This window comes from Phycicoccus sp. 3266 (assembly GCF_031456495.1).
In the GTDB taxonomy this organism is placed as follows: Bacteria; Actinomycetota; Actinomycetes; order Actinomycetales; family Dermatophilaceae; genus Pedococcus.
The window spans coordinates 159,905-182,578 of sequence record NZ_JAVDUW010000003.1; the positions used below are offsets into that span (position 1 = coordinate 159,905).

Annotated in this window: 21 protein-coding genes; 6 read left to right on the forward strand and 15 right to left on the reverse strand. The window is 72.6% G+C overall.

What is annotated here, in order from left to right:
• Positions 1–60: 60 nt before the first annotated feature.
• Positions 61–624 carry a DinB family protein gene (locus J2X64_RS15095; protein WP_310156304.1) on the reverse strand — a complete coding sequence of 188 codons (564 nt, stop codon included), beginning with the start codon at positions 622–624 and terminating at the stop codon, positions 61–63.
• A gap of 91 nt (positions 625–715) precedes the next feature.
• Between J2X64_RS15095 and J2X64_RS15100 the strand changes: the two genes are divergently transcribed.
• The 3 genes from J2X64_RS15100 (at position 716) to J2X64_RS15110 (ending at position 2,228) form a co-directional block, all read left to right on the forward strand.
• Entirely contained in the window at positions 716–1,102 is a 387-nt protein-coding gene (locus J2X64_RS15100) for a hypothetical protein (RefSeq protein ID WP_310156308.1), read from the forward strand.
• Between the two features lie 122 nt (positions 1,103–1,224).
• On the forward strand, positions 1,225–1,524 hold the full coding sequence (locus J2X64_RS15105; RefSeq protein WP_310156311.1) for a sigma factor: 300 nt from the start codon (positions 1,225–1,227) through the stop codon (positions 1,522–1,524).
• A 35-nt stretch (positions 1,525–1,559) separates the two neighbouring features.
• On the forward strand, positions 1,560–2,228 hold the full coding sequence (locus J2X64_RS15110; RefSeq protein ID WP_310156314.1) for a hypothetical protein: 669 nt from the start codon (positions 1,560–1,562) through the stop codon (positions 2,226–2,228).
• A 43-nt stretch (positions 2,229–2,271) separates the two neighbouring features.
• Here J2X64_RS15110 and J2X64_RS15115 read toward each other — a convergent pair whose 3' ends face one another.
• From J2X64_RS15115 to J2X64_RS15135, 5 genes are all read right to left on the reverse strand, one after another.
• Complete coding sequence (locus tag J2X64_RS15115) at positions 2,272–2,535, reverse strand: DUF1905 domain-containing protein (RefSeq protein ID WP_310156317.1); 264 nt, start codon at positions 2,533–2,535, stop codon at positions 2,272–2,274.
• Positions 2,536–2,565: 30 nt separating this feature from the next.
• A complete protein-coding gene (locus J2X64_RS15120) occupies positions 2,566–3,420 on the reverse strand; it encodes a carbohydrate ABC transporter permease (protein WP_310156319.1) in 855 nt (284 codons plus the stop codon).
• Positions 3,417–4,589: a sugar ABC transporter permease gene (locus J2X64_RS15125; protein ID WP_310156321.1), complete on the reverse strand. Its 1,173-nt coding sequence runs from the start codon at positions 4,587–4,589 to the stop codon at positions 3,417–3,419. Before J2X64_RS15125 ends, J2X64_RS15120 begins: the two co-directional genes overlap by 4 nt.
• 130 nt (positions 4,590–4,719) lie before the next feature.
• Positions 4,720–5,961, reverse strand: a complete 1,242-nt coding sequence (locus J2X64_RS15130) for an extracellular solute-binding protein (protein WP_310156324.1) — start codon at positions 5,959–5,961, stop codon at positions 4,720–4,722.
• Positions 5,958–7,004 carry a substrate-binding domain-containing protein gene (locus J2X64_RS15135; RefSeq protein ID WP_310156326.1) on the reverse strand — a complete coding sequence of 349 codons (1,047 nt, stop codon included), beginning with the start codon at positions 7,002–7,004 and terminating at the stop codon, positions 5,958–5,960. The genes J2X64_RS15130 and J2X64_RS15135 overlap by 4 nt, the downstream gene beginning before the upstream one ends.
• 254 nt (positions 7,005–7,258) lie before the next feature.
• On the opposite strand from J2X64_RS15135, the gene J2X64_RS15140 reads away from it, so the two are divergent.
• Together J2X64_RS15140 and dxs are read left to right on the forward strand one after the other, a co-directional pair.
• Positions 7,259–9,319, forward strand: coding sequence for a glycogen debranching N-terminal domain-containing protein (locus tag J2X64_RS15140; RefSeq protein WP_310156328.1), 2,061 nt, complete (start codon positions 7,259–7,261; stop codon positions 9,317–9,319).
• A 69-nt stretch (positions 9,320–9,388) separates the two neighbouring features.
• Positions 9,389–11,257, forward strand: coding sequence for a 1-deoxy-D-xylulose-5-phosphate synthase (gene dxs / locus J2X64_RS15145; RefSeq protein ID WP_310156330.1), 1,869 nt, complete (start codon positions 9,389–9,391; stop codon positions 11,255–11,257).
• On the opposite strand, the gene J2X64_RS15150 is transcribed toward dxs, so the two are convergent.
• The 5 genes from J2X64_RS15150 to J2X64_RS15170 all read right to left on the reverse strand — a co-directional run bounded on the left by J2X64_RS15150 (position 11,229) and on the right by J2X64_RS15170 (position 16,328).
• Positions 11,229–13,064 carry a helix-turn-helix domain-containing protein gene (locus tag J2X64_RS15150; RefSeq protein ID WP_310156331.1) on the reverse strand — a complete coding sequence of 612 codons (1,836 nt, stop codon included), beginning with the start codon at positions 13,062–13,064 and terminating at the stop codon, positions 11,229–11,231. The genes dxs and J2X64_RS15150 overlap by 29 nt on opposite strands.
• A 29-nt stretch (positions 13,065–13,093) precedes the next feature.
• Positions 13,094–13,855, reverse strand: a complete 762-nt coding sequence (locus J2X64_RS15155; RefSeq protein WP_310156332.1) for a 3-hydroxybutyrate dehydrogenase — start codon at positions 13,853–13,855, stop codon at positions 13,094–13,096.
• A gap of 134 nt (positions 13,856–13,989) precedes the next feature.
• Positions 13,990–14,940, reverse strand: coding sequence for a hypothetical protein (locus J2X64_RS15160; RefSeq protein ID WP_310156334.1), 951 nt, complete (start codon positions 14,938–14,940; stop codon positions 13,990–13,992).
• Between the two features lie 108 nt (positions 14,941–15,048).
• Positions 15,049–15,903, reverse strand: a complete 855-nt coding sequence (locus J2X64_RS15165) for an NAD(P)H-binding protein (protein WP_310156337.1) — start codon at positions 15,901–15,903, stop codon at positions 15,049–15,051.
• The gene (locus J2X64_RS15170) at positions 15,900–16,328 is read right to left on the reverse strand and encodes a nuclear transport factor 2 family protein (protein ID WP_310156340.1); all 429 of its coding nucleotides are present in this window, start codon (positions 16,326–16,328) and stop codon (positions 15,900–15,902) included. The genes J2X64_RS15165 and J2X64_RS15170 overlap by 4 nt, the downstream gene beginning before the upstream one ends.
• A gap of 59 nt (positions 16,329–16,387) precedes the next feature.
• Between J2X64_RS15170 and J2X64_RS15175 the strand changes: the two genes are divergently transcribed.
• Positions 16,388–17,026 carry a TetR family transcriptional regulator gene (locus J2X64_RS15175; RefSeq protein ID WP_310156343.1) on the forward strand — a complete coding sequence of 213 codons (639 nt, stop codon included), beginning with the start codon at positions 16,388–16,390 and terminating at the stop codon, positions 17,024–17,026.
• Between the two features lie 107 nt (positions 17,027–17,133).
• On the opposite strand, the gene J2X64_RS15180 is transcribed toward J2X64_RS15175, so the two are convergent.
• The 4 genes from J2X64_RS15180 to J2X64_RS15195 form a co-directional block, all read right to left on the reverse strand.
• Positions 17,134–19,272 carry a 3-hydroxyacyl-CoA dehydrogenase NAD-binding domain-containing protein gene (locus J2X64_RS15180; protein ID WP_310156346.1) on the reverse strand — a complete coding sequence of 713 codons (2,139 nt, stop codon included), beginning with the start codon at positions 19,270–19,272 and terminating at the stop codon, positions 17,134–17,136.
• Positions 19,269–20,486 carry a thiolase family protein gene (locus J2X64_RS15185; RefSeq protein ID WP_310156349.1) on the reverse strand — a complete coding sequence of 406 codons (1,218 nt, stop codon included), beginning with the start codon at positions 20,484–20,486 and terminating at the stop codon, positions 19,269–19,271. The genes J2X64_RS15180 and J2X64_RS15185 overlap by 4 nt, the downstream gene beginning before the upstream one ends.
• A 208-nt stretch (positions 20,487–20,694) precedes the next feature.
• Positions 20,695–21,960, reverse strand: coding sequence for an HRDC domain-containing protein (locus tag J2X64_RS15190; RefSeq protein WP_397444070.1), 1,266 nt, complete (start codon positions 21,958–21,960; stop codon positions 20,695–20,697).
• A gap of 25 nt (positions 21,961–21,985) precedes the next feature.
• Positions 21,986–22,570 carry a DUF3000 domain-containing protein gene (locus tag J2X64_RS15195; RefSeq protein WP_310156352.1) on the reverse strand — a complete coding sequence of 195 codons (585 nt, stop codon included), beginning with the start codon at positions 22,568–22,570 and terminating at the stop codon, positions 21,986–21,988.
• Between the last annotated feature and the right edge of the window lie 104 nt (positions 22,571–22,674).

The following is a 22,674-nucleotide window of genomic DNA, read 5'->3' on the forward strand; positions in this document are numbered from 1 at the left end:
TGGGTATGCCGGGCGTCCACCCCGTGGTCCGCCCGGCACCGGCTGGGGTGCGGATCCGCCTCAGCCCATTGTCTTCTGGCCGTCGAGCGCCTCGCGGATGATGTCCGCGTGGCCGGCGTGCTGCGACGTCTCGGCGATGACGTGCAGCGCCGCCCGGCGGACCGTCCACGTCGCACCTGGCTCGAACCACGGGGCCTTCGGCAGCTCGTGCGCGGTGTCGAGGTCGAGGGTCCGGACGAGCTCGTCGGTCCGGGCCGCGACCTCCTCGTAGCGGGCCAGCTGCCCGGCGAGGGTCTCGTCCGCGGTGAGGCGGTGGGAGTCCTGGAACGCGGCCACCTCCGGCGGCGGGTTCTGCCAGTCGATCGACGCCCAGTCGATGTCCGGCGCGGTGCCGGCGCCCTCGGTCATGAACGTGGCCCAGTTCGCCTCGGTCTCGGCCACGTGCTTGATGAGGCCGCCGAGGGTCAGCTCGCTCACGGTGGTCCGGGTGCGGGCCTGCTCGTCGGTGATGCCGCGGACGGTGAACCGCAGGAAGCCGCGGTGGCGGCGCAGCGTCTCGATGATGTCGTCGCGCTCGCGCGAGCCAGTGGTGGGGGACTGGGGCTGGGGCGAGGAGGTGTCCATGGGATCCAGCGTAGGAGCGCTTCCGGCCAGTTCGTGACCTGATTTCCCGGTCGTTCCGCAGCTCCCGGGGAGCTGTCCTACACTCGAACATGTGTTCGATCGACAGCCCAGGACGGCAGCCGTGCCGCCGGGCTGGCCGCCGCTCGTCCCGCCCCCTGAAGCCGAGGGGTGGCAGGTGCCGGCGGTGTCGTGGCTGCTCGACTTCTGCCCGGCGGACTACCGGCTCTACGCCTCGTGGCGGCGCCAGCCGGTGGCCCTCGCCTGGCTGGCGACCCGCCACATCGACGCCCAGCTCGTCGCGATGCGGCAGGCGTACCGCGAGGTGCGCGTCGAGCTCGGTGAGCACCTCACCGACGAGGGACTCGCGCAGGTGCTCGCCGACCTCGAGTCCGAGGGTGTGCGGCTGTTGGCGGCTCGCCGCAGCGCCGGCCTGGTCTACGACGCCTTGCAGGGCAAGCGCTACGTGCCCCGGCTCTGAGGGGGTGCCTTCCCGCCGGGGACGACGCGGTCGCCGGCGCGGTGCGTCGAATTCGGACGAAACACTTCCGGTCCAGGCGACATGATCAGGGCGTGAGGGACACAGGGGAGTGGTTCGTCGAGGTGTTCGAGGCGACCTATGCCGATCTGGTGAGGTTCGCCGCGCGGCGGACCGAACCGCAGCGGGCGGAGGAGATCGCGGCGGAGGCCCTCGCCGTCGCCTGGCGACGGTCGGCCGACCTGCCCCGTGAGTTGGGCGACGCGCGGGCATGGTTGTTCGGTATCGCCCGCAACCTCCTGATGGCGAGCAACCGTCGGGACCTCGCCCTGCGTGTCCGGGTGTGCGACCCGACGGACCTGGATGCGGCCGAGGTCGGTCACGAGGACGCGATGCCGCGAGGGGCGTTCCCGATGACCTCGTGAGGAGCCCGCACGCGCGTCGGACGTTGAGCCGGATCATGAACGAGACGCAGCTGCCTGCGCCGCCGGCCCGCCTGGCTGCGCGCCAGGTCCTGAAGTACGCCGTTGCGGCGGGAACGGTGTTGGTGGGGGGCGCCGTCCTCGTCGACTTCGCGAGAGGCGGCACGGCATACGCCTCGTGGACGCCGGCCGCACGCGTTGCCAGCCCCCAACAGCAAGCCCGGTTGGGCTGGGACTGCATGTCGCACCTCAGCGGGACGGGGTACCTCATCAGGCTCGTCGAGCTGCGCGGCAGCTACGCGTACACCGTCTTGACGCGTGCTGACGGGCACGAAGCCACGTGCCTGGTGGAGAACCCCGACGCAAGCCGCCTGGTCATGGTCGGAGGCTACGAGGGCACCTTGACGCAAGACCCTCCATCGGCGGGTCTCGTGACGAACAGCGTTCGCCCGATGACCAACGACAACGGGGACGTCGCGTTCGAGGTCACCGGCAAGGCAGGAGCCGACGTCGCCTCCGTGTCGATCGTCACGGACATCGGCGACGTGGAGTCGACCCTGAAGGACGGCTACTTCGCCGCTTGGTGGCCGGGTCGGCAGTCGTTGATCCCTTCGTTCGGACCCCCGAACCCGACTGTGCGGATCACGCTCAAGGACGGCACCTCCCGGGAGGCCCGCATGCAGGACTTCGACGTCTCCCCGATGTGATCCGCCCCGCTGGTCGGTGGCCACGCGGGTGGAACCCCGCGCCTCAGCGGTCCGGGTCGGCCACCAGCTCCACCTCGACCTCGTCGCCCGCGCCACGCCCCGTCTGCTTACGGGTCTCCGCGTTGAAGGAGACGAGGTAGCGGCCGCCCATCACCCCGACGGTCGTCCTGTACGTGTAGCCGCCGTCGATCGTCACCACGACGGGTACTCGCTTGCCGCGGTTGAAGGACAGCACCGTTTCCTCGGGAACGACGATGCCCACGTTGTTGCCACCCGTCGACTCGAGCACTGTGCGGAAGGTCGTCATGCGCCCAACCATAGGTCTCGCGCATGGATGTCAGCCCTTGACGCCGCCCTCGTTGGCGCCGCGGATGAAGTGGCGCTGCAGGGCGAAGAAGAGGACGGCGACCGGGATCGTCGTGAGCAGGGCCGCGCCCAGCTTGAGCGGGTACTGCGTCCCCGTGCCCAGCTGGCCGCTGACGAGGCTGGCGAGGCCGGTCACCAGGGTCATGTGCTCGGGGGTGCCACGCGTGACGACGAGGAAGTGCGAGAACTCGTTCCACGACCCCTGGAACGACAGGATCGTCAGCGTGATGAGGGCCGGCCGGGCCATCGGCAGGACCACCGACCAGAACGTGCGGAAGATGCTGGCGCCGTCCATCCGGGCGGCCTCCTCGATCGAGACAGGCACCGAGTCGAAGAACTGCTTCATGATGAAGACGCCCGCCCCGTCGACGATCAGGGGCAGGATCATCGCGGCATACGTGTCGTAGATCCCGAGGTAGTTGACCATGAGGAACTTCGGGATGAGCAGCGCGACGCTGGGCACGCTCATCACGGCCAGCAGGGCCGCGAAGACGAAGCCGCGCCCGCGGAACCTGAGGCGGGACAACGCATACCCGGCCAGGCTGTCGAGGAAGACGCGACCCACCGTGACGACGACGGCGATGACCACGGAGTTCGACAGCCACCGCATGAACGGCACGCTGCCGGCGCCCTGCCCGAAGATCTGCTTCCACGCGTGCAGGTCGAAGGGGTTGGGGACCAGGGACAGGGGATGGGCCGCGGCGTCCGGGTCGGTCTTGAACGACGTCGCGATCTGGATGAGGAACGGGTAGATGAACAGGACCGAGAAGAGCGCGAGGGCCACGTAGAGCAGCACCTGCCGCAGCGGGCTGGTTCGGCGGTTCACCGGGCCACCGCCTTCGACCGGCGCAGCAGTGGTCGACGCTCGTCCTTGTCGGTCAGCACCCAGCGCTGGATCCGCGTGAGCACCACGATGATCGCGAAGACGACGAACGCCATGGCAGCTCCCGAGCCGTACTTGAAGTTGCCGAAGCTCTGCTGGTAGCTGAGGTATGCCGGCGTCAGCGTCGTGCCGTTGGGGTTGCCCTTGCCCATGACGTAGATCTGGTCGAAGACCTGCCAGGTACCGATGAGCCCGAGGGTGATGACGAGGAAGAGGGTCGGCCGGATCATCGGGATCGTGATGTGGCGCAGCTTCTGCCAACCGCTCGTGCCGTCGAGGGCCGCGGCCTCGTCGATCTCGACGGGCAGGTCCTGCAGCGCCGCGATGAACATGAGCATGAAGGTCCCCGACGTCGTCCACACGACGAGGATGATGATGACGCTGAGCGCGACGGACGGCCCGGCGACCCAGTCCCACAGGGAGCGGCCGAGGATCTCGCCCTGAGCCCACCCGGGGTTGTCGACGCCGACGGCGCTGAGGAGCAGGTGGACCAGGCCGCGGTCGTCGGTGAACCAGTTGGGCTGACCGGCGCCGATGGCACCCAGGAGGGCGTTGACGGCGCCGGTGGCGGAGAACAGGAACAGGAACACCGTCGAGATGGCGATCGAGCTCGTCACCGACGGGAAGTAGAACGCGGTGCGGAAGAAGCCCTTGGCCTTGAGCATCCGGTTGTTCACCAGCAGTGCCAGCCCCAGGGCCAGGACCGTCTGGAGGGGCACGACGAACAGCACGTACCAGAAGGTGTTGCCGATCGACTGCATGAAGTTGGAGCGGGTGAGGCCGTCGCGTGCGAAGAGGTCGCTGTAGTTCCGCACCCCGACGAACTCGGCCCCCGGGCCACCGCCGAACGGGTTCACCGAGCCGTTCCAGCTGGTGAGGCTGACCCAGAGGGCCATGACGATCGGGACCACCATGAACAGCCCCAGGATGACGATCATCGGGCTCACGAACACCCAGCCGGCCACGCCCTCGCCACTCCGGATCCCCTTGCCCCTGCTGCCTCCCCGGCCGCCGGGCGCGCCTCGGCCACCCCGCCCGCGGGGAGCGCGGGCAGTCGCTGTCAGGGCCTCCGTGCGCACCGCCTGGTTGGCGCTGCTGCCGAGCTGGGTCATGGGTCCTCCTGGGGCGTGCTGCCGCGCGGCGGCCGGGTGGAACGGGATTGCGGTGGTGGGTCAGGAGTGGTGGCGGGCGGCGTGCGAGGCGTCGGGGGTCGCTCGCACGCCGCCCGCGGTCGGGGACGGGTCAGCCGCCGAGCGCTGCCGAGCCGTTCTTCTGCAGGTCGGACAGCCACGCCTTGGGGTCACCGGAGGTGCCGGTCAGGGTCGCGAGCTGGCTGTTGAACTTGCCGATCACGTCGTCCAGACCCGGGAGGTTCACCGGGCCCTGGCCGTATGCCGCGCCGTCGACGAACGCCTTGCTGTCCGGGTACTTCGCCGAGAACTGCTGCAGTCCCTCGGTGGTCGAGGGCATGACGCCGAACGCGTCGGCGAACTTCATCTGCTGCTCGGGCGTGATGAGCGACTTGACCAGCTCGACCGCCTGGGCCTGGTTGGGGGACTTGGCCGCGATGCCCCAGCAGTTGCTGAACAGCAGCGTGCCCTTGCCGGCCGGGCCGGCCGGGAGCTCCACCGTCTTGTACTTGATGTTGGGGTAGTCCTTCATGCCACCGGCGATCCAGTTGCCCTCGATCGTCATGGCGGCCAGGCCCTTGCCGAACGCCTCGCCACCCCAGCCGGCGGCAGGCTTGGTCTGGGTGTTGAACTTGAGGGACCCCTCCTTCATCATCTTCTGCACCTCTTGCAGGCCCTGGAGGTTCCCGGGTGCGTCCGCGCTCATCTTGCCGTCGCTGACGACCCAGCCCCCGGCCTGCTTCATGAACGCGCCGGAGCGGTTGATGTCGTTGCCGATGACCAGGCCCGTGACATTGCCCTTGGTGAGCTTCTTGGCGACGGTCTCGAGGCCGGCCCAGTCCTTGGGGACGTCGGCGTCGGTGAGGCCGGCCTTCTGCCACAGGTCGGTGTTGATCTCCAGCGCCAGGGTCGAGGAGTCCTTGGGGGCGCAGTAGAACTTGCCGTCGTAGGTGAACGTCTTCACCAGGGAGTCGACGAAGCCGGCGTCCTTGACCTGGTCGCCGTAGGCGTACAGGTTGCCCGCCTTGGCGTACGTGCCGATCTTCGAGGCGTCGGTGTAGAAGAGGTCCGGCGGGGTCGAGCTCGCGAACGCCTGGCCGAGCTGCTGGCCGAGGTCGGAGGCCGCGATGACCTCGACGGTGTTGCCGGTCTTCGACGCCCACGCGGCCGTCGCGTCCTTGACGGCCTTGGTCTCGGCGTCGCCGGAGCTGCCGATCATGACGGTGAGCTTGACCGGGCCCTTCTTGGTGTTCTGGGTGGCCGTGCTGCTGCTGAAGCCGCCGCCGCCACAGGCGCTCAGCGCCAGTGCGGAGGTGGCCGCCAACGCGACGGCGAGGATGGGGGTGCGCCTCATGAACTGCTCCTTCGGGTGGTGCGCCCGGTGGGGGTGCCGGACGGGTCTCGTGTGCTGCTCGCACGGATGGTCAGGGTGGGTGGGAGGAGAGCGGTCCGCGCAGCTGCCTCGCCCTCGGGCGCGCCGCGCTGGAGGATGCCCCAGGCGGCCTCGGCCGCCGCGTGCAGAGGCTGCCGCAGGCTCGTGATGGAGAGCGCTTCGGCGACGTCGGAGTCGTCGAAGCCGACGACGCCGATGTCGGTACCGAGCCGCAGGCCCCGGGCCTGGATCGCGCGGACCGCTCCGAGGGCCAGCAGGTCCGAGGCGCACAGGATCGCCCCGCGGCCCGCCATCCCGTCGACCAGCCGCTCGGCGGCGGCAGTGGCTCGGGCCAGGTCCTGCACCGACTCGGCCGTGAGCGACGCGTCGTCCTCGTGCCCGGAGGTCGTGAGGGCGTCGAGCCAGCCGGCGCGACGGTCCTCGCCGACGGGGGAGCCCTCGGGCCAGCCGAGCCACGCCACGTGCTCGTACCCCTGCGAGAGCAGGTGCTCGACGCCCATGCGCATGCCCGCGCGGCCGTCGACGTCCACCCAGCAGTCCAGGTCGGGGCGGTCCCAGATGCGACCGAAGGACACGAACGCCACGTCCTGCGCGAGCAGCCAGTCCGGCCGGGGGTCGCCGTGCCGGGTGTCGCCGAGCACGAACCCGTCGACGAGCCCGCTGCCGAGGAGCCGCTCGTAGCCCTCGATGAGCGAGTCCGGCTCGGGGGCGAAGGTGACGAGGTGCGCGGCGTGGCCCGGCGCCGCCACCGTCATCTCGACGAGGAACCCGTCGAGGATGTGCCCCATCCGCTCGACCCCCCACGGGTTGACCTCGAACCCGTAGGCGCTCGCACGGCGGCGGCGCAGCTGCTGGGCGGCGGCGTTGGGGGCGAAGCCGAGCTGCTCGACCGCCGCGTGCACCTTGGCGAGAGTCTCGGGCGCGAGCAGGTGCGGCTTGTTGAGCGCGTTGCTCACCGTCTGGCGCGACACGCCGGCCGCGGCGGCGACGTCGACGATCGTCACGCGCTCGCCCTGCCGGGTCGCTCTCGGTGCCACGTCGCTCCCTTGCGAAGTGATCGTCGGTGGTGGGACGGTTGCCCCGGACACCGATTGGAACGTTCAAATCCGTGTCCACCGGAAGAATGACCGACAGCGACTGCGTCGTCAAGAAGTTGCCGGAGTCCCGGCTCGGCGGACGGTCCGCCACCTGAGAAGGTGGCAGCACCGCGTGCCACCACGCCCGGTACGACGCACACCGACCCGAAGGAGCCGCCCGCATGCCCACTCGACACCGCCAGCCGTGGCTGCACGACCTGGCGATCACCGTCCGCGGCAACGTGACGGCCCTGTCCGGGGAGGACGGCCAGCTCCTCCCCGGCACGGCGCACGGCCTCTACGTGGACGACGAGCGGGTGCTCAGCGGCCTGCGCGTGACCGTGGGCGGCGACGAGCCGAGCCTGGTCGCCGGGGAGGCGCGCGCCGGCAGGGCCCAGTTCCTCTCCTCGGCCCGGGACCTCGGCAACCCCGGCGCGGACCCGACCGTCGAGGTCCGGCGCAGCAGGGAGCTCGTCGAGGCCGGTCTGGTCGAGACGATCCGCGTCGTCTCCCGGGCGGCCACGACGGTGAGCTCGGTCCTGCGGGTCGAGCTCGAGGCCGATGGTGCCGACATGGCCACGGTCAAAGCAGGTCAGGTCGACCAGCCCCCGCTGGCACCGTCCGTCGACGGCGCCCGCGTGCTCCTGGAGGCCCCTCGTCACCGCGTGACCGTCGAGGCAGGGGCGTCGCCGCGGGTCGAGGCAGGCGCGGCCGTCTACGAGCACCCCTTCGACCTGCCGCCCGGCGACTCCCTGGAGCTGGTGGTTCGCGTCGGGACGACACGGCGGACGGAGAGCGCGCTCGACGCCGACCCCGGGCTCGACGCGGTCACGTGGGACGACGTGGTCGTCGAGGCGGACGACCCCCGACTGGCACCGCTCGTGGCCGAGTCGATGGCCGACCTCCGCCACCTCCTCCTGAGGGACCCCCTCGACCGCGCCGACGTCTTCGCCGCGGCCGGAACCCCTTGGTACCTCACGCTCTTCGGCCGTGACTCCATCTGGGCGGCACGGCTCATGCTGCCCTTCGGCACCGAGCTCGCAGCCGGCACGCTGCGCTCCCTCGCGCGACGCCAGGGCACGAAGGACGACCCGGACTCCGCCGAGCAGCCCGGCAAGATCGCGCACGAGGTGCGCCGCACGGCATACGGCGCGGCCGGCCACGCGCTCCAGCTCCCGCCGCTCTACTACGGCACGGTCGACGCGACGGCGCTGTGGGTCTGCCTGCTCGTCGACGCGTGGCGGTGGGGCCTTCCCGAGGACGAGGTCCGCGCGCTGCTGCCGAACCTGGACGCCGCGCTGGACTGGCTCACCGGACCCGGCCGGCCCGACACCGACGGCCTGCTCAAGTACATCGACACCACGGGCCACGGCCTGGCCAACCAGGGGTGGAAGGACTCCGGCGACTCGATGCGGATGCGCGACGGCCGCATCGCCGACGCCCCCATCGCGCTGGTGGAGGCCCAGGCGTATGCCGTGGAGGCGCTCGCCGGCGCGGCCGACCTGCTCGAGGCGCTGGGCGCCGACGACGCCGGTCGGTGGGCGGGGCAGGCGCAGGACGTGGCGGCGCGGGTCCGAGACCGGTTCTGGGTCGAGGACGACCAGGGGCGCTACCTCGCCATGGCCCTGGACGGCAGCGGGGCGCCGGTCGACGGCGTCGGCTCGAACATGGGCCACGTCCTCGGCACGGGCGCGGTGACCGCGGACGAGGCCGCCCTCGTGGCCCAGCGCCTCACCTCGCCCGGTCTGCTCGACCGGTTCGGCGTCCGGACCATGTCGACCGACACCGGCGGGTTCAACCCCATCGGCTACCACACCGGCTCGATCTGGACCCACGACACCGCCATCGCCGCGGTGGGGCTCTCGCGTGAGGGCTTCGGCGATCTCGCGGGAACCCTGGCGCAGGCCCTCGTCGGCTCCGGGACCGCGTTCGACCGCAGGTGGCCCGAGCTCTACTCCGGCCTGCCCGTCATCGAGAGCCCGGCGCCGTACCCCGCGTCCTGCCGACCCCAGGCGTGGTCCGCCGCGTCGGTCGGCGCGCTCGTCACGACCGCCCTCGGCCTGCGTGCCGACGTGCCGAACGGGGAGCTCGTCGTGCGGCCGCCCGCCACGCCGCCGTTCGGCAGCCTGCGGGTGCGGGGGCTGAGGTGGGGCGCGACCTCGTTCTCCGTGGTCGTCGACCGTGACGGCGGCGTGCACGTGGAGGGGCTGCCCGACTCGGTCTCCGTGGTGGTGACGGCTTAGACTCGGGCGTTCCCCCCAGGACGCAGCACGGGTCCGCGAAGGACGCAGCACGGCGAAAGGACGCACCCTGTGGGACTGCTCGAGACGATCGCGAGCCCGGCAGACCTCAAGGCGCTGACGCCTGCCCAGCTCCCGGCGCTGGCCGAGGAGATCCGCACGTTCCTCGTCACCGAGGTCTCCAAGACCGGTGGTCACCTCGGCCCGAACCTCGGCGTCGTCGAGCTCACCATCGCCCTGCACCGCGTGTTCGACAGCCCGAAGGACACGATCGTCTTCGACACCGGGCACCAGTCGTACGTGCACAAGCTGCTCACCGGGCGGCACGACTTCAGCCGGCTGAAGAAGAGCGGCGGCCTGTCCGGCTACCCGAGCCGCGCCGAGTCCGAGCACGACGTCGTCGAGAACAGCCACGCCAGCACCGCGCTGTCCTGGGCCGACGGCATCGCCAAGGCCCGTCGCCTGCGCGGAGAGCGCGGCCGCCACACCGTGGCCGTCATCGGTGACGGCGCCCTCACCGGCGGCATGGCGTGGGAGGCGATCAACAACATCGCCGCCGACAAGGACCTGCCGCTCACCATCGTCGTCAACGACAACGAGCGCTCCTACGCCCCGACCATCGGCGGCCTCGCCGAGCACCTCGCGACGCTGCGCACCACCCGCGGGTACGAGCGCTTCCTCGACTGGGGCAAGAGCACCCTCTCGCGGACCCCGGTCGTCGGCGGCGCGATGTACGAGACGTTGCACGGCATGAAGAAGGGCATCAAGGACATCGTCGCCCCGCAGGGGATGTTCGAGGACCTGGGCCTGAAGTACCTCGGCCCGGTCGACGGCCACGACGAGCAGGCCGTCGAGCAGGCCCTGCGCCGGGCGCGGTCGTTCGGCGGCCCGGTACTCGTCCACGTCATCACGCAGAAGGGCCGCGGCTACGCCCCCGCCCGCAACGACGAGGCCGACCAGTTCCACGGCGTCGGCAAGTTCAACCCCGAGACCGGCCTGCCGTTCGAGGTCAGCGGCCGCATCTGGACCGACGAGTTCAACGACGAGATGGTCGCGGTCGGCAGGGAGCGCGACGACGTCGTCGCCCTGACGGCCGCCATGCTCATCCCTGTCGGGCTCGACGGCTTCGCCGCCGCGTACCCCGACCGTGTGTTCGACGTGGGCATCGCCGAGCAGCACGCCGTGACGATGGCCAGCGGCCTGGCGTATGCCGGGATGCACCCCGTCGTCGCCGTGTACGCCACGTTCCTCAACCGGGCCTTCGACCAGCTGCTCATGGACGCTGCGCTGCACCACGCCGGCGTCACGTTCGTCCTCGACCGGGCGGGCGTCACCGGGTCCGACGGGGCCTCGCACAACGGCATGTGGGACATGACGCTCGCGTCGGTCGTCCCCGGGCTGCGGCTCGCGGCCCCGCGCGACGGCCAGCAGGTGCGCCTGCAGCTGCGTGAGGCGCTCGAGGTCTCCGACGCCCCGACCGTGCTGCGCTTCCCCAAGGGCGACGTCGGGCCGGCCGTGCCGTCCGTCCGCACGCACGGCAGCGTCGACGTGCTGCACGAGACCTCCGCCGACTCCTGCGAGCTGCTCGTCGTCGGCGTGGGCGTCTTCGCCTCGCTGGCCGTCGACGTGGCCGCCAAGCTCGAGGCCCAGGGACACAGCGTCACCGCGGTCGACCCGCGGTGGGTCCTGCCGGTCAGCGACGACCTCGTCGAGCTCGCGCGGTCCGCCGCCGCGGTGGCCGTCGTCGAGGACAACCTGGTCAGCGGCGGGATCGGCGCGGCCGTGACCCTGGCGCTGCGACAGGCCGGCCTCGACGTGCCCGTGCACCTGCACGGCATACCGAAGCAGTTCCTCCACCACGCGTCGCGCGGTGAGCTGCTCGAGGAGCTCGGCCTCACCGCCGACGCCGTGGCTACGTCGCTCGCCGAGCGCCTTCGCTGAGCAGCCGCAGCCGCAGCGCGAGCTGCAGCTCCAGGGCGGCGTCCGGGCGCTGCCAGTCGCCCCCAAGGAGTGCCGTGATGCGCTCGAGGCGCTGGCTCACCGTGTTGACGTGCACGTGCAGCGCCGTCGCCGCGTGCCGCGGGCTGCCGCCGGCGTCGAAGTAGGCCTGGAGCGTCTTGACGAGCTCCGAGCCCCGCTTGGCGTCGTAGTCGAGCAGCGGGCCGAGCTGGGCCCGGACGTACCCGTCGATGTCCGGCGTGGACCCGACCACCAGGCCGGCGAAGCCCAGGTGGGCCGAGGAGGCGCCGTGGCCGTGCAGGCCGAGGGCCACGAGGGCGTCCAGGGTGCGCACCGCCTCACGCCAGGCCGCCGGGAGGTCGCCGCCGACCGCCACGGGACCGGCCGCGCCGACGGTGACGGCGCCGAGCCGGGCGAGCCGCTTGGCGAGCTGGACCGCGGCGGCGTGCGGGTCGTCGGTCGGCAGCAGCGCCACGACGTTGCCGTCGTGCTCACCGACCACCGAGCCCGGCCCGGCAGCCGCGTGGGAGGCCAGCAGGAGCGTGCGGCGAGGTGTCTGGTCGTCGGCGTGGGCGACGAGGACGGTCAGCGGGGTGGTGGGGTCGACGCCCTGCGACCGCGCCCGGGCGGCGAGCGTCTGCGGGTCGCCCCGGCCGCTGACCAGGTCGCTGACGAGGTCGGTGCGGACGCGCTGCTCGGCCTCGGCGGCGGTGCGCTCGAACAGGAGCACCAGCGCGCACACGACGGCGGCGCGCTCCATGGTGCGGCGGTCGGCGTCGTCGAGCACGCCGGCGCCGCCGAGGACGAGAGCGCCGAGCGGCGTCTGCGGCGCCTTCACCGCGATCGCCCACTGGTCGCGCGCGGCGTCGTGCGCGAGGCGGCCGGTGCCCGAGGTCTCGCGGACGGCGGGGGAGTCCGACAGCGCCGGGCCGCCCTTGTCGGTCGCGGAGGGGACGGGGCCGTGGCTGCTCTGGGCCTCGCCCTCGGAGTCGACGAAGACGACCCAGCCGCCGAGCAGGTCGCCCAGCGCCTTGGTGATGTCGTCCACGCCGCCGCCGGCGAGCACGAGCTCGGCGAAGCGGTCGTGGGCCGCCGCGGCGCGCTCGACTCCCGAGGTGTGGCGACGCACCTCCTCGGCGCTGCGGGTCTGCACGATCGAGACGGCCGCCAGGGCCGCGAGCGACCCGAGCAGCGCGACCTGGTCGGGGGAGAACGGGCGGGGCGACCGGTTCGCCGCGAAGAGGACGCCGACGAACTCGTCCTCGACCACGAGCGGCGTGCCGCAGATCGACACGAGGCCCTCGTCGCCGACGGCGCTGTCGATGGTCCCGGTGTGCTGGAACCGGTGGTCGTGCAGGTAGTCGGCGCTCCAGTACGGCTTGTGCGTCGAGGCGACCAGGCCGCCGAGGCCGTCACCGAGGGAGAGCCGGACGTTCTGGAACTCGACGCTCACGGACCCGTCGGTCGCCCGCATGAACGTGTCGCCGGCCTGGGCGTCGTACAGCGTCAGGTAGCTCACGTCCGTGCCCAGGAGGGCCCGGGCGCGGCGCACGATCGCCTCCAGGAGACCGGCCGGGTCGCGCAGCGACGCCAGGTCGCGCGCGGTCTCGACCAGGGCCGTCAGCTCGGCCTCGCGGCGGCGCCGGGAGTCGAAGGCTGCCCGCACCCGCAGCGCGAGCTCGCGGGCCTCGCCGGACTCGTCACGGACAGCACCGAGCTCGGACGCGGGCGCCCCCTCGGCCAGCAGGCGCAGCAGCGTCATCGCGGGGTCGTCGCGGTGCTCGGCCATCGCCCGGGATCCTAGGGGAGCGGTGGCCGTCAGTGGGCCGTCCACCCGCCGTCCATCGCGAAGGACGCCCCGGACACCGAGTCGGCAGCGGGGGAGCAGAGGAACGCCACGAGCTCGGCGACCTCGGGCGGCTCGACGAGGCGCTTGACCGCAACCGGGTCGAGCATGACCGTGCCGACGACCTCGTCCTCGGGGATGCCGTGGGTGCGCGCCTGGTCGGCGATCTGCTTCTCCACCAACGGGGTCCGCACGTACGCCGGGTTGACGCAGTTGCTCGTGACTCCGCGTCCGCCGCCCTCGAGCGCGGTGACCTTGGACAGGCCCTCCAGGCCGTGCTTCGCCGAGACGTAGGCGGCCTTGAACTCGCTGGCGCGCAGCCCGTGCACGCTCGAGACGTTGACGACGCGGCCCCACTGCTGCTCGTACATGTGCGGCAGCACCCGGCGCACGAGGCGGAACGGGGAGGTGAGCATGAGCCGCAGGATCAGGTCCCAGGTCTCGGTGGGGAACTCGTGGATCGGCGCGACGTGCTGGATGCCCGCGTTGTTGACGAGCACGTCGACGTCGCCGGGCAGGGCGTCCACGGCGTCGAGGTCGCTGAGGTCCGTGGGCAGGGCCACGACGCCGCTGCCCTCGAACCGCCCGAGCCCGGCCTCGTCCCGGTCGACCGCATAGACCTTGGCGCCCGCGGCCGCCAGGCGGTCCACGCAGGCGGCCCCGATCCCGCTCGCGGCGCCGGTCACCAGGGCCGTGCGTCCGGACAGGTCGAGCAGGGCTGGCGTCGTCGGCATGACCGCGAGACTAGGTCTGGCAGGAGGGGCCCGAGCATGTGGTGGCCAACCACAGTTCTGCGCGGTCCTGTGTGGCGGGCCGCGATGACGGGAGGAGTCGCGGGCGCAGGACGGTGACGGGCGCCCGCGACGGGTCAGGAGGGGTACGGCCGGACCGGGAAGGGGTAGGCGTCCTGCCCGTGGGAGGTGCTGGTCCGCAGGGACGTCCACGGCGTCACCGGCGACAGGAGCTGGCCGGGGGCCAGGACGACCAGTCCACGCCGGTCGATGCACAGCTCCGCGTGGCCGGCCGTGCTGTTCCCCGGCTTGATCTGGGTCCCCTCAAGGGCGTCGAGGTCGGGAGCCGACTGCGCCACGACGACGCAGTCCACCGCGCCGAGCGGCGACTCCACGGTCGCCGTCGCGAGGGCCACCCCCTGGCCGCGGACGGCGTCGAGGAATGCCGGTCCCTGCGCCTGCGCGGTCATGGCGCCCGCGGCCAGGTAGACGAGGGAGTCGGTCAGGACGTCGAAGAGGTGGGGCCTGTCGCCGGGGGAGTCCTTGCCGGTGAGCGTGAAGCAGGAGCGCTCCGCGTGCGGGCAGACCGTGAGGGGCACGGCCATGAGGCGTTGCGGGTCAGGGTCCGCCAGGGCCGCCTGGTCGGCATACACGTCCAGGACGGGCCGTTCCTGCGGCCCGAACCGGACGTGCGAGCGGAGCCGTCCGCGGGTGAGCGTGTACTCCCCGAAGGGGGCCCCGGCCGTGGCGGTGAACTCACGACCCAGCACCGCGCGAGCGCGGCTCGCCACGGTGTCGACGTCGCCCTCGGTGGCCGGCCGCACGTTGCGCACCACGGGCGCCCAGCTGGACCAGGCGGCTGCCTGTACCTGGAAGTCGGACCACTCGCGGGGTCCCGGTGCCGCCCCCGTGGCGCCGCCCGGCGAAGTGGCGCCGCCCGGCGAAGTGGGGCCGCCCGGGGTGGTGGTCGTCGCGCTGGCACCGGCAGAGGCCGCGCTCACGGGGGACGTGCGCAGGCACGCTGAGGTCGACGCGCCGACCACGACGGCGACGACCGCGGCGAGGACCGCTCGGTGGGGACTGGGCACGCTGGGACTGTGGCAGGTCGGGCCCGCCCGTGTCCCCGGATCGGCGAGGTCCGGCCGGAGGGACGAGTGGGATGCCCGACCCTGAGTGCCGCCACGTGCCCGGCCCCGTCAGGAGAGCGCGGCCTCCACGCGCGTCGAGGGCAGCCAGGGGTATGCCGCGTGGGCGGGTGCGGGGTCGAAGGTCGTGTCCATCGTGTCCATCGCGAGCGCGGCCTCCGCGAGGCGGGCGAGCTGCGGCTGCACCGGGCGCGCCAGGACCCGCATCAGGCGCAGCGCCGTCCGTGGCACGTGGCGCGGCTCCGTCCCGGGGGCGACGAGGCGGGCGAGCTCGTCGAGGGTCAGCTGCCCGGGGCCGCCGACCTCGATGACCTGCTCCCGCAGCGTCGGGTCGACCGCGGCGCGGACCACGGCCTGCCCAATGTCTCGGACCGACACGAAGTTCACCGGGTTGCGACCGCGTCCGAACACCTGCACGCGCCCCGCCCGGTTCGCGCTCGACCGCAGCACGTCGCACCAGGTCTCCACGAACGCGGTGCCGCGCACGATGGTCCACGGCACCCCGCTGCCCCTGAGGTACGCCTCTGCCTCGCCCTTCATGCGGTGCAGCTCGACCGGGTGGTCCGGCCCGGCGCCGACGACGGACACGAGCACGACGGCCGCTCCGGAACGGGCGGCGGCGTCCACGACGTTGCGGTTGCCGTCGCGGTCGACCGTTGCGGGCGAGGGCTTGCCGGTGCCCGCCAAGCCCTGGGCCGCACACACGGTCACGGCGGACCCCTCGACGGCCCGCGCGACGGCCGCCGCGTCGCGGATGTCGCCCGGCACGAGCTCGGCTCCGGCCTCGGCGAGGTCGGTGGCGGAGGCGGCCCCCTTGGCATACACCCGCACCGCGTTGCCGTCCGCGAGCAGGCGCCGCACCACCTCGCGCCCCAGGTGGCCGGTCCCGCCGACCACGGTGATCACGGCGCGCCGCCCGAGACCGCCTGGGCCACGGCGTCGTCCGCCGTCGAGCCGCTCTCGTCGACCGGTTCGACGTAGAAGCGGAGCCGCCGCACCAGCCCGTCGGCGACGGTGAAGACCAGCACGCCGCGGGCCAGGTGCCTGCTGCCGTCGCCCCGGGTGCCCGACATCTCGACCTCCGACCAGACGTCGTCCCCCTGGGCGACCTGGGCCCGGACCGTGAGCCGCATGTCGGGCAGGCCCGCGAAGAGCTGGGTCCAGTTGGTGCGCACCTGGTGCGGCCCCCGGAAGCCGCGGTCGGGGTGGGCGGGTGTCTCGTTGACGTAGTCCGGGGCGAAGCAGGCGACCAGGGCCTCCAGTTCGTGCGCGTTGGTCGCTGCGAAGAGCCTGTCGAGGGTGCTGGCGGGCGTGGCGTGTGACGTGTCCATGGTGCCTCGATCCCTAATTGGTTACAGTCATTCGCAACCAATACAAGGGATGGTGCTCCTTGCCCGAAGCAGGCGTCAAGAGGCGGCGCCCCTACGACTCGTCGGGTCGCCGTGCCGCGGCTGCCCAGCGGCGCCGGGCCGTCGTCGACGCCGCGGCGGCGAGGTTCGCCGCACAGGGGTATGCCGCCACCACGGTGGCCGACGTCGCCGCCGACGCCGGGGTGTCCGCGGAGACGGTCTACAAGCAGTTCGGTGGCAAGCCGGGTCTGGTCCGGGCGCTGTGGCTGCAGGCCCTCGAGGGCGCCGGACCCGAGCCGGCGGAGCGCCGCTCGGACGCCGTGTCCAGCACGGCGACCGACCCACTCGTGGTGCTCGACGCGTGGGCCCGGCTCAGCGCCGAGGTTGCACCCCGCGCTGCGCCGGTGCAGCTGCTCGTCCGTGCAGCGGCTGCGAGCGACCCCGCGGTGGCCGCCCTCCACGAGGAGCTCGAAGCCGCGCGTCTGCGTCGGATGGCCCACAACGCCAGGGCGATCCGGCGCTTCCTGCGACCCGGCCTCTCCACCCGCAGGGCACGTGACGTGCTCTTCGCGATCACCGGTGCCGGCTTGTACGAGACCCTGGTGCTGCAGCAGGGATGGTCGCTGGAGGAGTACGCCGACTTCGTGCGCCGGACCCTGGTGGCGCAGCTGCTCGACTGAGCACCGCGCCCCGCGGGCCCGCGGTGCCGCTGGACGGTCGCCCGGGGACGACGAAGGGGGTGGCGCACGACCGGTGTCGTGCGCCACCCCTCCGGTGACGTGCGCGCTCAGGCGGGGACGCTGGCCACGCCCGGCGGCAGGAAGCGCTTGCCGGTGACCTTCTCCGACACGCCCTCGCGGTCGAGCAGCGGCGTGAGCCCGCCGTTCCAGAACTGGAACCCGGCGCCGGTGATCATCGCCAGGTCGAGGTCCATCGGGGCCTGCGCGACGCCCTCGTCGAGCATCCGGCGGGCCTCGTCGGCCAGGACGCCCAGGACGCGCTCGCGGACCTCCTCGGTGGTGAGGACCACCGGGTCGGCGGGCTTGTCGAACAGCGCCTCGACCTCGGGGTCGACGACCGGCTTGCCCTCGGGCCAGGTGTAGATCGCGGGCTTCTTCGCGGCGACGACCTTGCGCAGGTTCTCCGACACGTAGAACCGGTCGGGGAACGCCTTGGCCAGGGTCTCGTTGTTGTGCAACGCGATCGCAGGGCCGACGAGGCCGAGCAGGATGAACGGCGGCATCGGCGCGAGGCCGGCGAACGCGCGGTCCGCCACCTCGATCGGCGTGCCCTCGTCGACGACCCGCGCGACCTCGCCCATGAAGCGGCCGAGCAGCCGGTTGACGATGAAGCTGGGGGAGTCCTTGACCAGGATCGTCGTCTTCTTCAGGCCCTTGCCGGTGGCGAACGCCGTGGCCAGGGTGGCGTCGTCGGTCTGCTCGCCCTTGATGATCTCGAGCAGCGGCATGACTGCGACCGGGTTGAAGAAGTGGAAGCCCACGACCCGCTCGGGGTGCTCCAGCTCCGAGGCCATCTCGGTGATCGACAGCGAGGAGGTGTTGGTCGCGAGGACGCACTCCTCGCCGACGATGGCCTCGACCTCGGCCCAGACCTGCTTCTTGACGGACATCTCCTCGAAGACGGCCTCGAGCACGAAGTCGGCATCGGCGAAGCCGTCCTTGGAGGTCGACCCGGTGACCAGGCCCTTGAGCCGGTTCGCCTTGTCGTTGCCGAGGCGCCCCTTGGCGAGCAGCTTGTCGACCTCGCCGTGGACGTAGCCGACGCCCTTGGCGACGCGCTCCTCGTCCAGGTCGGTCATGACGACCGGCACCTCGAGGTTCTTGGCGAACAGCAGCGCGAGCTGGCTGGCCATGAGGCCCGCCCCGACGATGCCGACCTTGGTGACCTTGCGGGCCAGCGACTTGTCCGGCGCCCCGGCAGGCCGCTTGGCGCGGCGCTGCACGAGGTCGAACGAGTAGAGCCCGGCGCGCAGCTCGTCGCCCATGACGAGGTCGGCGAGCGCCTCGTCCTCGGCGGCGAAGCCCTCGTCGCGGGTGGCGGTGCGGGCCGCCTCGACGAGCTCGAGGGCGCGGTACGGGGCGGGGGACTTGCCACCGGTCTTGAGGTCGACGACGCCCCTGGCGGCCTTGAGGGCGGCGGCCCACTCGGCCTCGTCACGGCTGACCTCGGGGCGCTCGACGGTCGTCTCACCCGAGACGACCTTGGCCGCCCAGAGCAGCGACTCCTCGAGGAAGTCGGCAGGCTCGAACATGGCGTCGGCGATGCCGAGCTCGAAGGCCTGCGGGCCCTTGAGCATGCGGTTCATGTTCATCGGGTTGTCGATGATGACCTTGAGCGCGTTGGCGGGGCCGACGAGGTTCGGCAGCAGCCAGCAGCCGCCCCAGCCCGGGACGAGGCCGAGGAACGTCTCGGGCAGCGCCAACGCGGGGACGCCGGAGGAGATGGTGCGGTAGTCGGCGGACAGCGCGATCTCCACGCCGCCACCCATCGCCGCGCCGTTGACGAACGCGAACGTCGGGACGGGCAGGTCCATGATGCCGGCGAATGCCGCGTGGCCGGCCCGGGCGACCCCGAGCGCGTCCTCACGGGTGCGGGCCAGGCCCACCGCCTTGAGGTCGGCGCCGACCGCGAAGATGAACGGCTTGCCGGTGATGCCGACCGCTTGGATCTCTCCGGCGTCGGCCCGGCGCCGCAGCTGTGCCACCGTGGCGACGAGGCCCTCGATCGTCTTCGGTCCGAACGTGTTCGGCTTGGAGTGGTCGAACCCGTTGTCGAGGGTGACGAGCGCCAGGGTGCCCGCCCCACCGGGGAGGGTGATGTCGCGGACCGGGGTGTGGGTCACGACCTCCTCGAAGCCCTGGGCGGCCTTGTCCGCCGGGGCCTGCTGCTGGGTGTCCGTGCTCACGCTGCGTCCTCCTTGCCGTAGTCGGCGTGGTTGGGGTTCTCCCAGATGACCGCGCCGCCCATGCCGATGCCGATGCACATGGCGGTCATGCCGTAGCGCACCTCGGGGTGCTCCTCGAACTGGCGCGCGAGCTGGGTCATCAGCCGCACGCCGGAGGAGGCGAGGGGGTGGCCGGTGGCGATGGCGCCGCCGTACTGGTTGACGCGCTCGTCGTCGTCGGCGATGCCGAAGTGGTCGAGGAACGCGAGCACCTGCACGGCGAACGCCTCGTTGAGCTCGAACAGGCCGATGTCGTCGATCGACAGGCCGGCCTTGCCCAGCGCCTTCTCGGCGGCGGGCACCGGGCCGATGCCCATGACCTCGGGCTCGACACCGACGAACGCGAAGTCCACGAGCCGCATCCGCACGGGCAGGCCGAGCTCCTCGGCGGCCTCGGCGGAGGCGAGGATGCAGGCGGTGGCGCCGTCGTTGAGCCCGGCGGAGTTGCCGGCGGTGACGTTGCCGTGCGGGCGGAAGGGCGTCTTCAGCTGGGCCAGGTCCTCCACCGTGGTGCCGGGGCGCGGCGGCTCGTCCTGCGTGGCCAGGCCCCAGCCGAGCTCCTCGTGGCGGGTCGCGACCGGCACGAGGTCGGGCTGCACCTGGTTGTTGGCGTAGGCCTTCGCCAGCTTGTCCTGGGAGGCCACGGCATACGCGTCGCTGCGCTCCTTGGTGAGCTGCGGGAAGCGATCGTGCAGGTTCTCGGCGGTGGAGCCCATGACGAGTGCGGAGGGGTCGACGAGCTTCTCGGCGACGATCCGCGGGTTGGGGTCGACGCCCTCACCCATGGGGTGCCGCCCCATGTGCTCGACCCCACCGGCGATCGCGACGTCGATGGCGCCGAACGCGATCGAGCTCGCGGTGGTGGTCACGGCGGTCATCGCGCCCGCGCACATGCGGTCGATCGAGTAGCCGGGGGTGGTCTTCGGCAGGCCGGACAGGAGCGCGGCGATGCGGCCGAGGGTCAGGCCCTGGTCGCCGATCTGGGTCGTCGCGGCGATCGCGACCTCCTCCACCCGCTCCGGCGGCAGCTCGGGGTGGCGGCGGATGAGCTCACGGATGCATTTGATGACGAGGTCGTCGGCGCGGGTCTGGGCGTAGATGCCCTTCTCCCCGGCCTTGCCGAACGGCGTCCGGACGCCGTCGACGAACACGACCTCACGCAGAGTGCGGGGCACGAGTGGCCTCCCTTGGAAGGTGCGGGTGACACCGGTATGCCGGTGCGTACCGCTCGATGCTACCCGCGGGTAACCCGTCGGTCACGGCACCCCGGAGGTGAGGGCCGTCACCCGGCTCCCGGTCGAGGAGTCGGGACACGCCGAGGGTCGGCCGCCGTCGTCGGCATGTCCTGACCCCTCGAGCCCGGGGAGGGCGAGCCGTCGCGGGTCAGCCTGCGTCGGCGTCCGGGTGGTCGGTGAAGGCACGGGCGACCATCGGCGCCACGATGTCGGTCTGCCACCGGCGGGCGCCCAGCCGGGCGAGCGCCTCGGCGAAGCCGTCCGCGCTGCGGTCGGCCGGCGGGGTCCAGATGACGCGGCGCAGCGGGTCGGGGGACAGGACGTTCTCGACGGGGACGTTGCGCTCGGCCGCGTACGCGGTGAGGTCTGCCCGCACCTGGGACAGTCGGGCGGCCGCGACTGGGTCGCGCTCGGCCCACGCGCGCGCCGGGGGCGGCCCGTCGGAGCGCAGGGTCATCGGCGGCAGCTTGTCCTCCGGGATCTGCCCCGCACGGGCGACGGCCTCGAGCCACTGGCGCTGGTACCGGCGCACCGCACGGTGGCCGCCGGGGAGCTGGTCGGGGCTGGAGGGGGCCGCCATGGCGATGTCGACGATCGCGGCGTCGGGCAGCACGCGGCCCGGGGACACGTCGCGGTCGCGGGCGATGGCGTCGCGCGCCTCCCACAGCTCGCGGACCATCGCCGCCGTGCGCCGGTGCCGCACCTTGTGCATCCCGGACGTGCGGCGCCACGGGTCGATGCGCGGGGCGGGGCCGGTGAAGCCGAGCAGCGCCTCGAACTCCTCGCGGGCCCAGCCGTCCTTGCCCTGGCGGGCGAGGTCGACGCCCATGAGGTTGCGCAGGTCGACGAGGACCTCGACGTCGAGCGCGGCGTAGCGCAGCCACGGCTCGGGCAGCGGGCGGGTCGACCAGTCGACGGCCGAGTGCTCCTTGGCGAGCGACAGCCCGAGGTAGTGCTCGACGACGGCGGCCAGGCCGACGCGCGGCAGGCCGAGCAGCCTGCCGGCGAGCTCGGTGTCGAAGAGCTGCCGCGGTCGCAGGCCCACCTCGGCGAGGCAGGCGAGGTCCTGGGTCGCGGCGTGCAGGATCCACTCGGCGTTGCCGATGGCCTCGTCGACCGGCGACAGGTCGGGGCACGCGATGGGGTCGATCAGCCAGGTGCCGGCGCCCTCGCGGCGCAGCTGCACGAGGTAGGCGCGCTGACCGTAGCGGTAGCCGCTGGCGCGCTCGGCGTCGAGCGCGACCGGCCCCTCGCCGGCCCGGATGGCGCGCGCGGCCTCCATGAGCGCGCGCTCGGTCTCCACGACCGGCGGCACACCTTCGGCGGGCATGTCGAGGGGGACGAGGTCGACCGCCGGGGTGGCGTCGGGCGCCGGATCCAGCTCGGCGTCACGCGCGGCGTCGGTGTCGGTCACCGGCCCAACCTACCGGCTGGGTCCCTCAGCGGCGTGGGCCCGGGAGGGCGATGACGCCCTCGGGCAGGGGAGGCAGGCCGGCGATGGTGCACAGCAGGTCCGACCACGCGAGCAGGTGGGCGCCCACGTTGCCGGTGACCGGCGTCCACGAGGCGCGCACCTCCATCTCGACACTGGCGGGCCGGTCGGACAGCCCGGCGAAGCTCTCGGACACGACGCGGGTGACCGTGCCGGCCTCGGCGGTGTAGCCGACGTGGTGGCTGTCGAGCGCGTCCACCAGCCACGACCAGCCGACGGCACCGAGCATCGGGTCGGTGGCCAGCTCCGGCTCGAGCTCGGCCCGGGCGAAGGTCACCGCACGCCAGGCGCCGTCCCACGGCTCGGGGACGGAGGGGTCGTGCAGCAGGACGAACCGTCCCGAGGCGAGCTCGTCCTCGTCCGCGGCCGCGCCCACCACCTCGGCGGTGAGGGCCACGGCATACGGGGCGATGCGCTGCGGTGCGGGCACCTCGGTGAGCCGGATCTCGGGGCGCAGGCGCGCTCCACGCAGATCGGCCAACGCCTGCGCGAACTCGGGTGAGTGGTCTCCGGGGACCGTTCGGCTGCCCACCGTCAGAGCGTATGCCGAGGGGTCGCCTATCACAGGCAACGCCGCGCCGCACGGGGTGTCGGGCGGTCCAGGGGCTCCGCGCGGACACCCTGCGACCGGGCCGA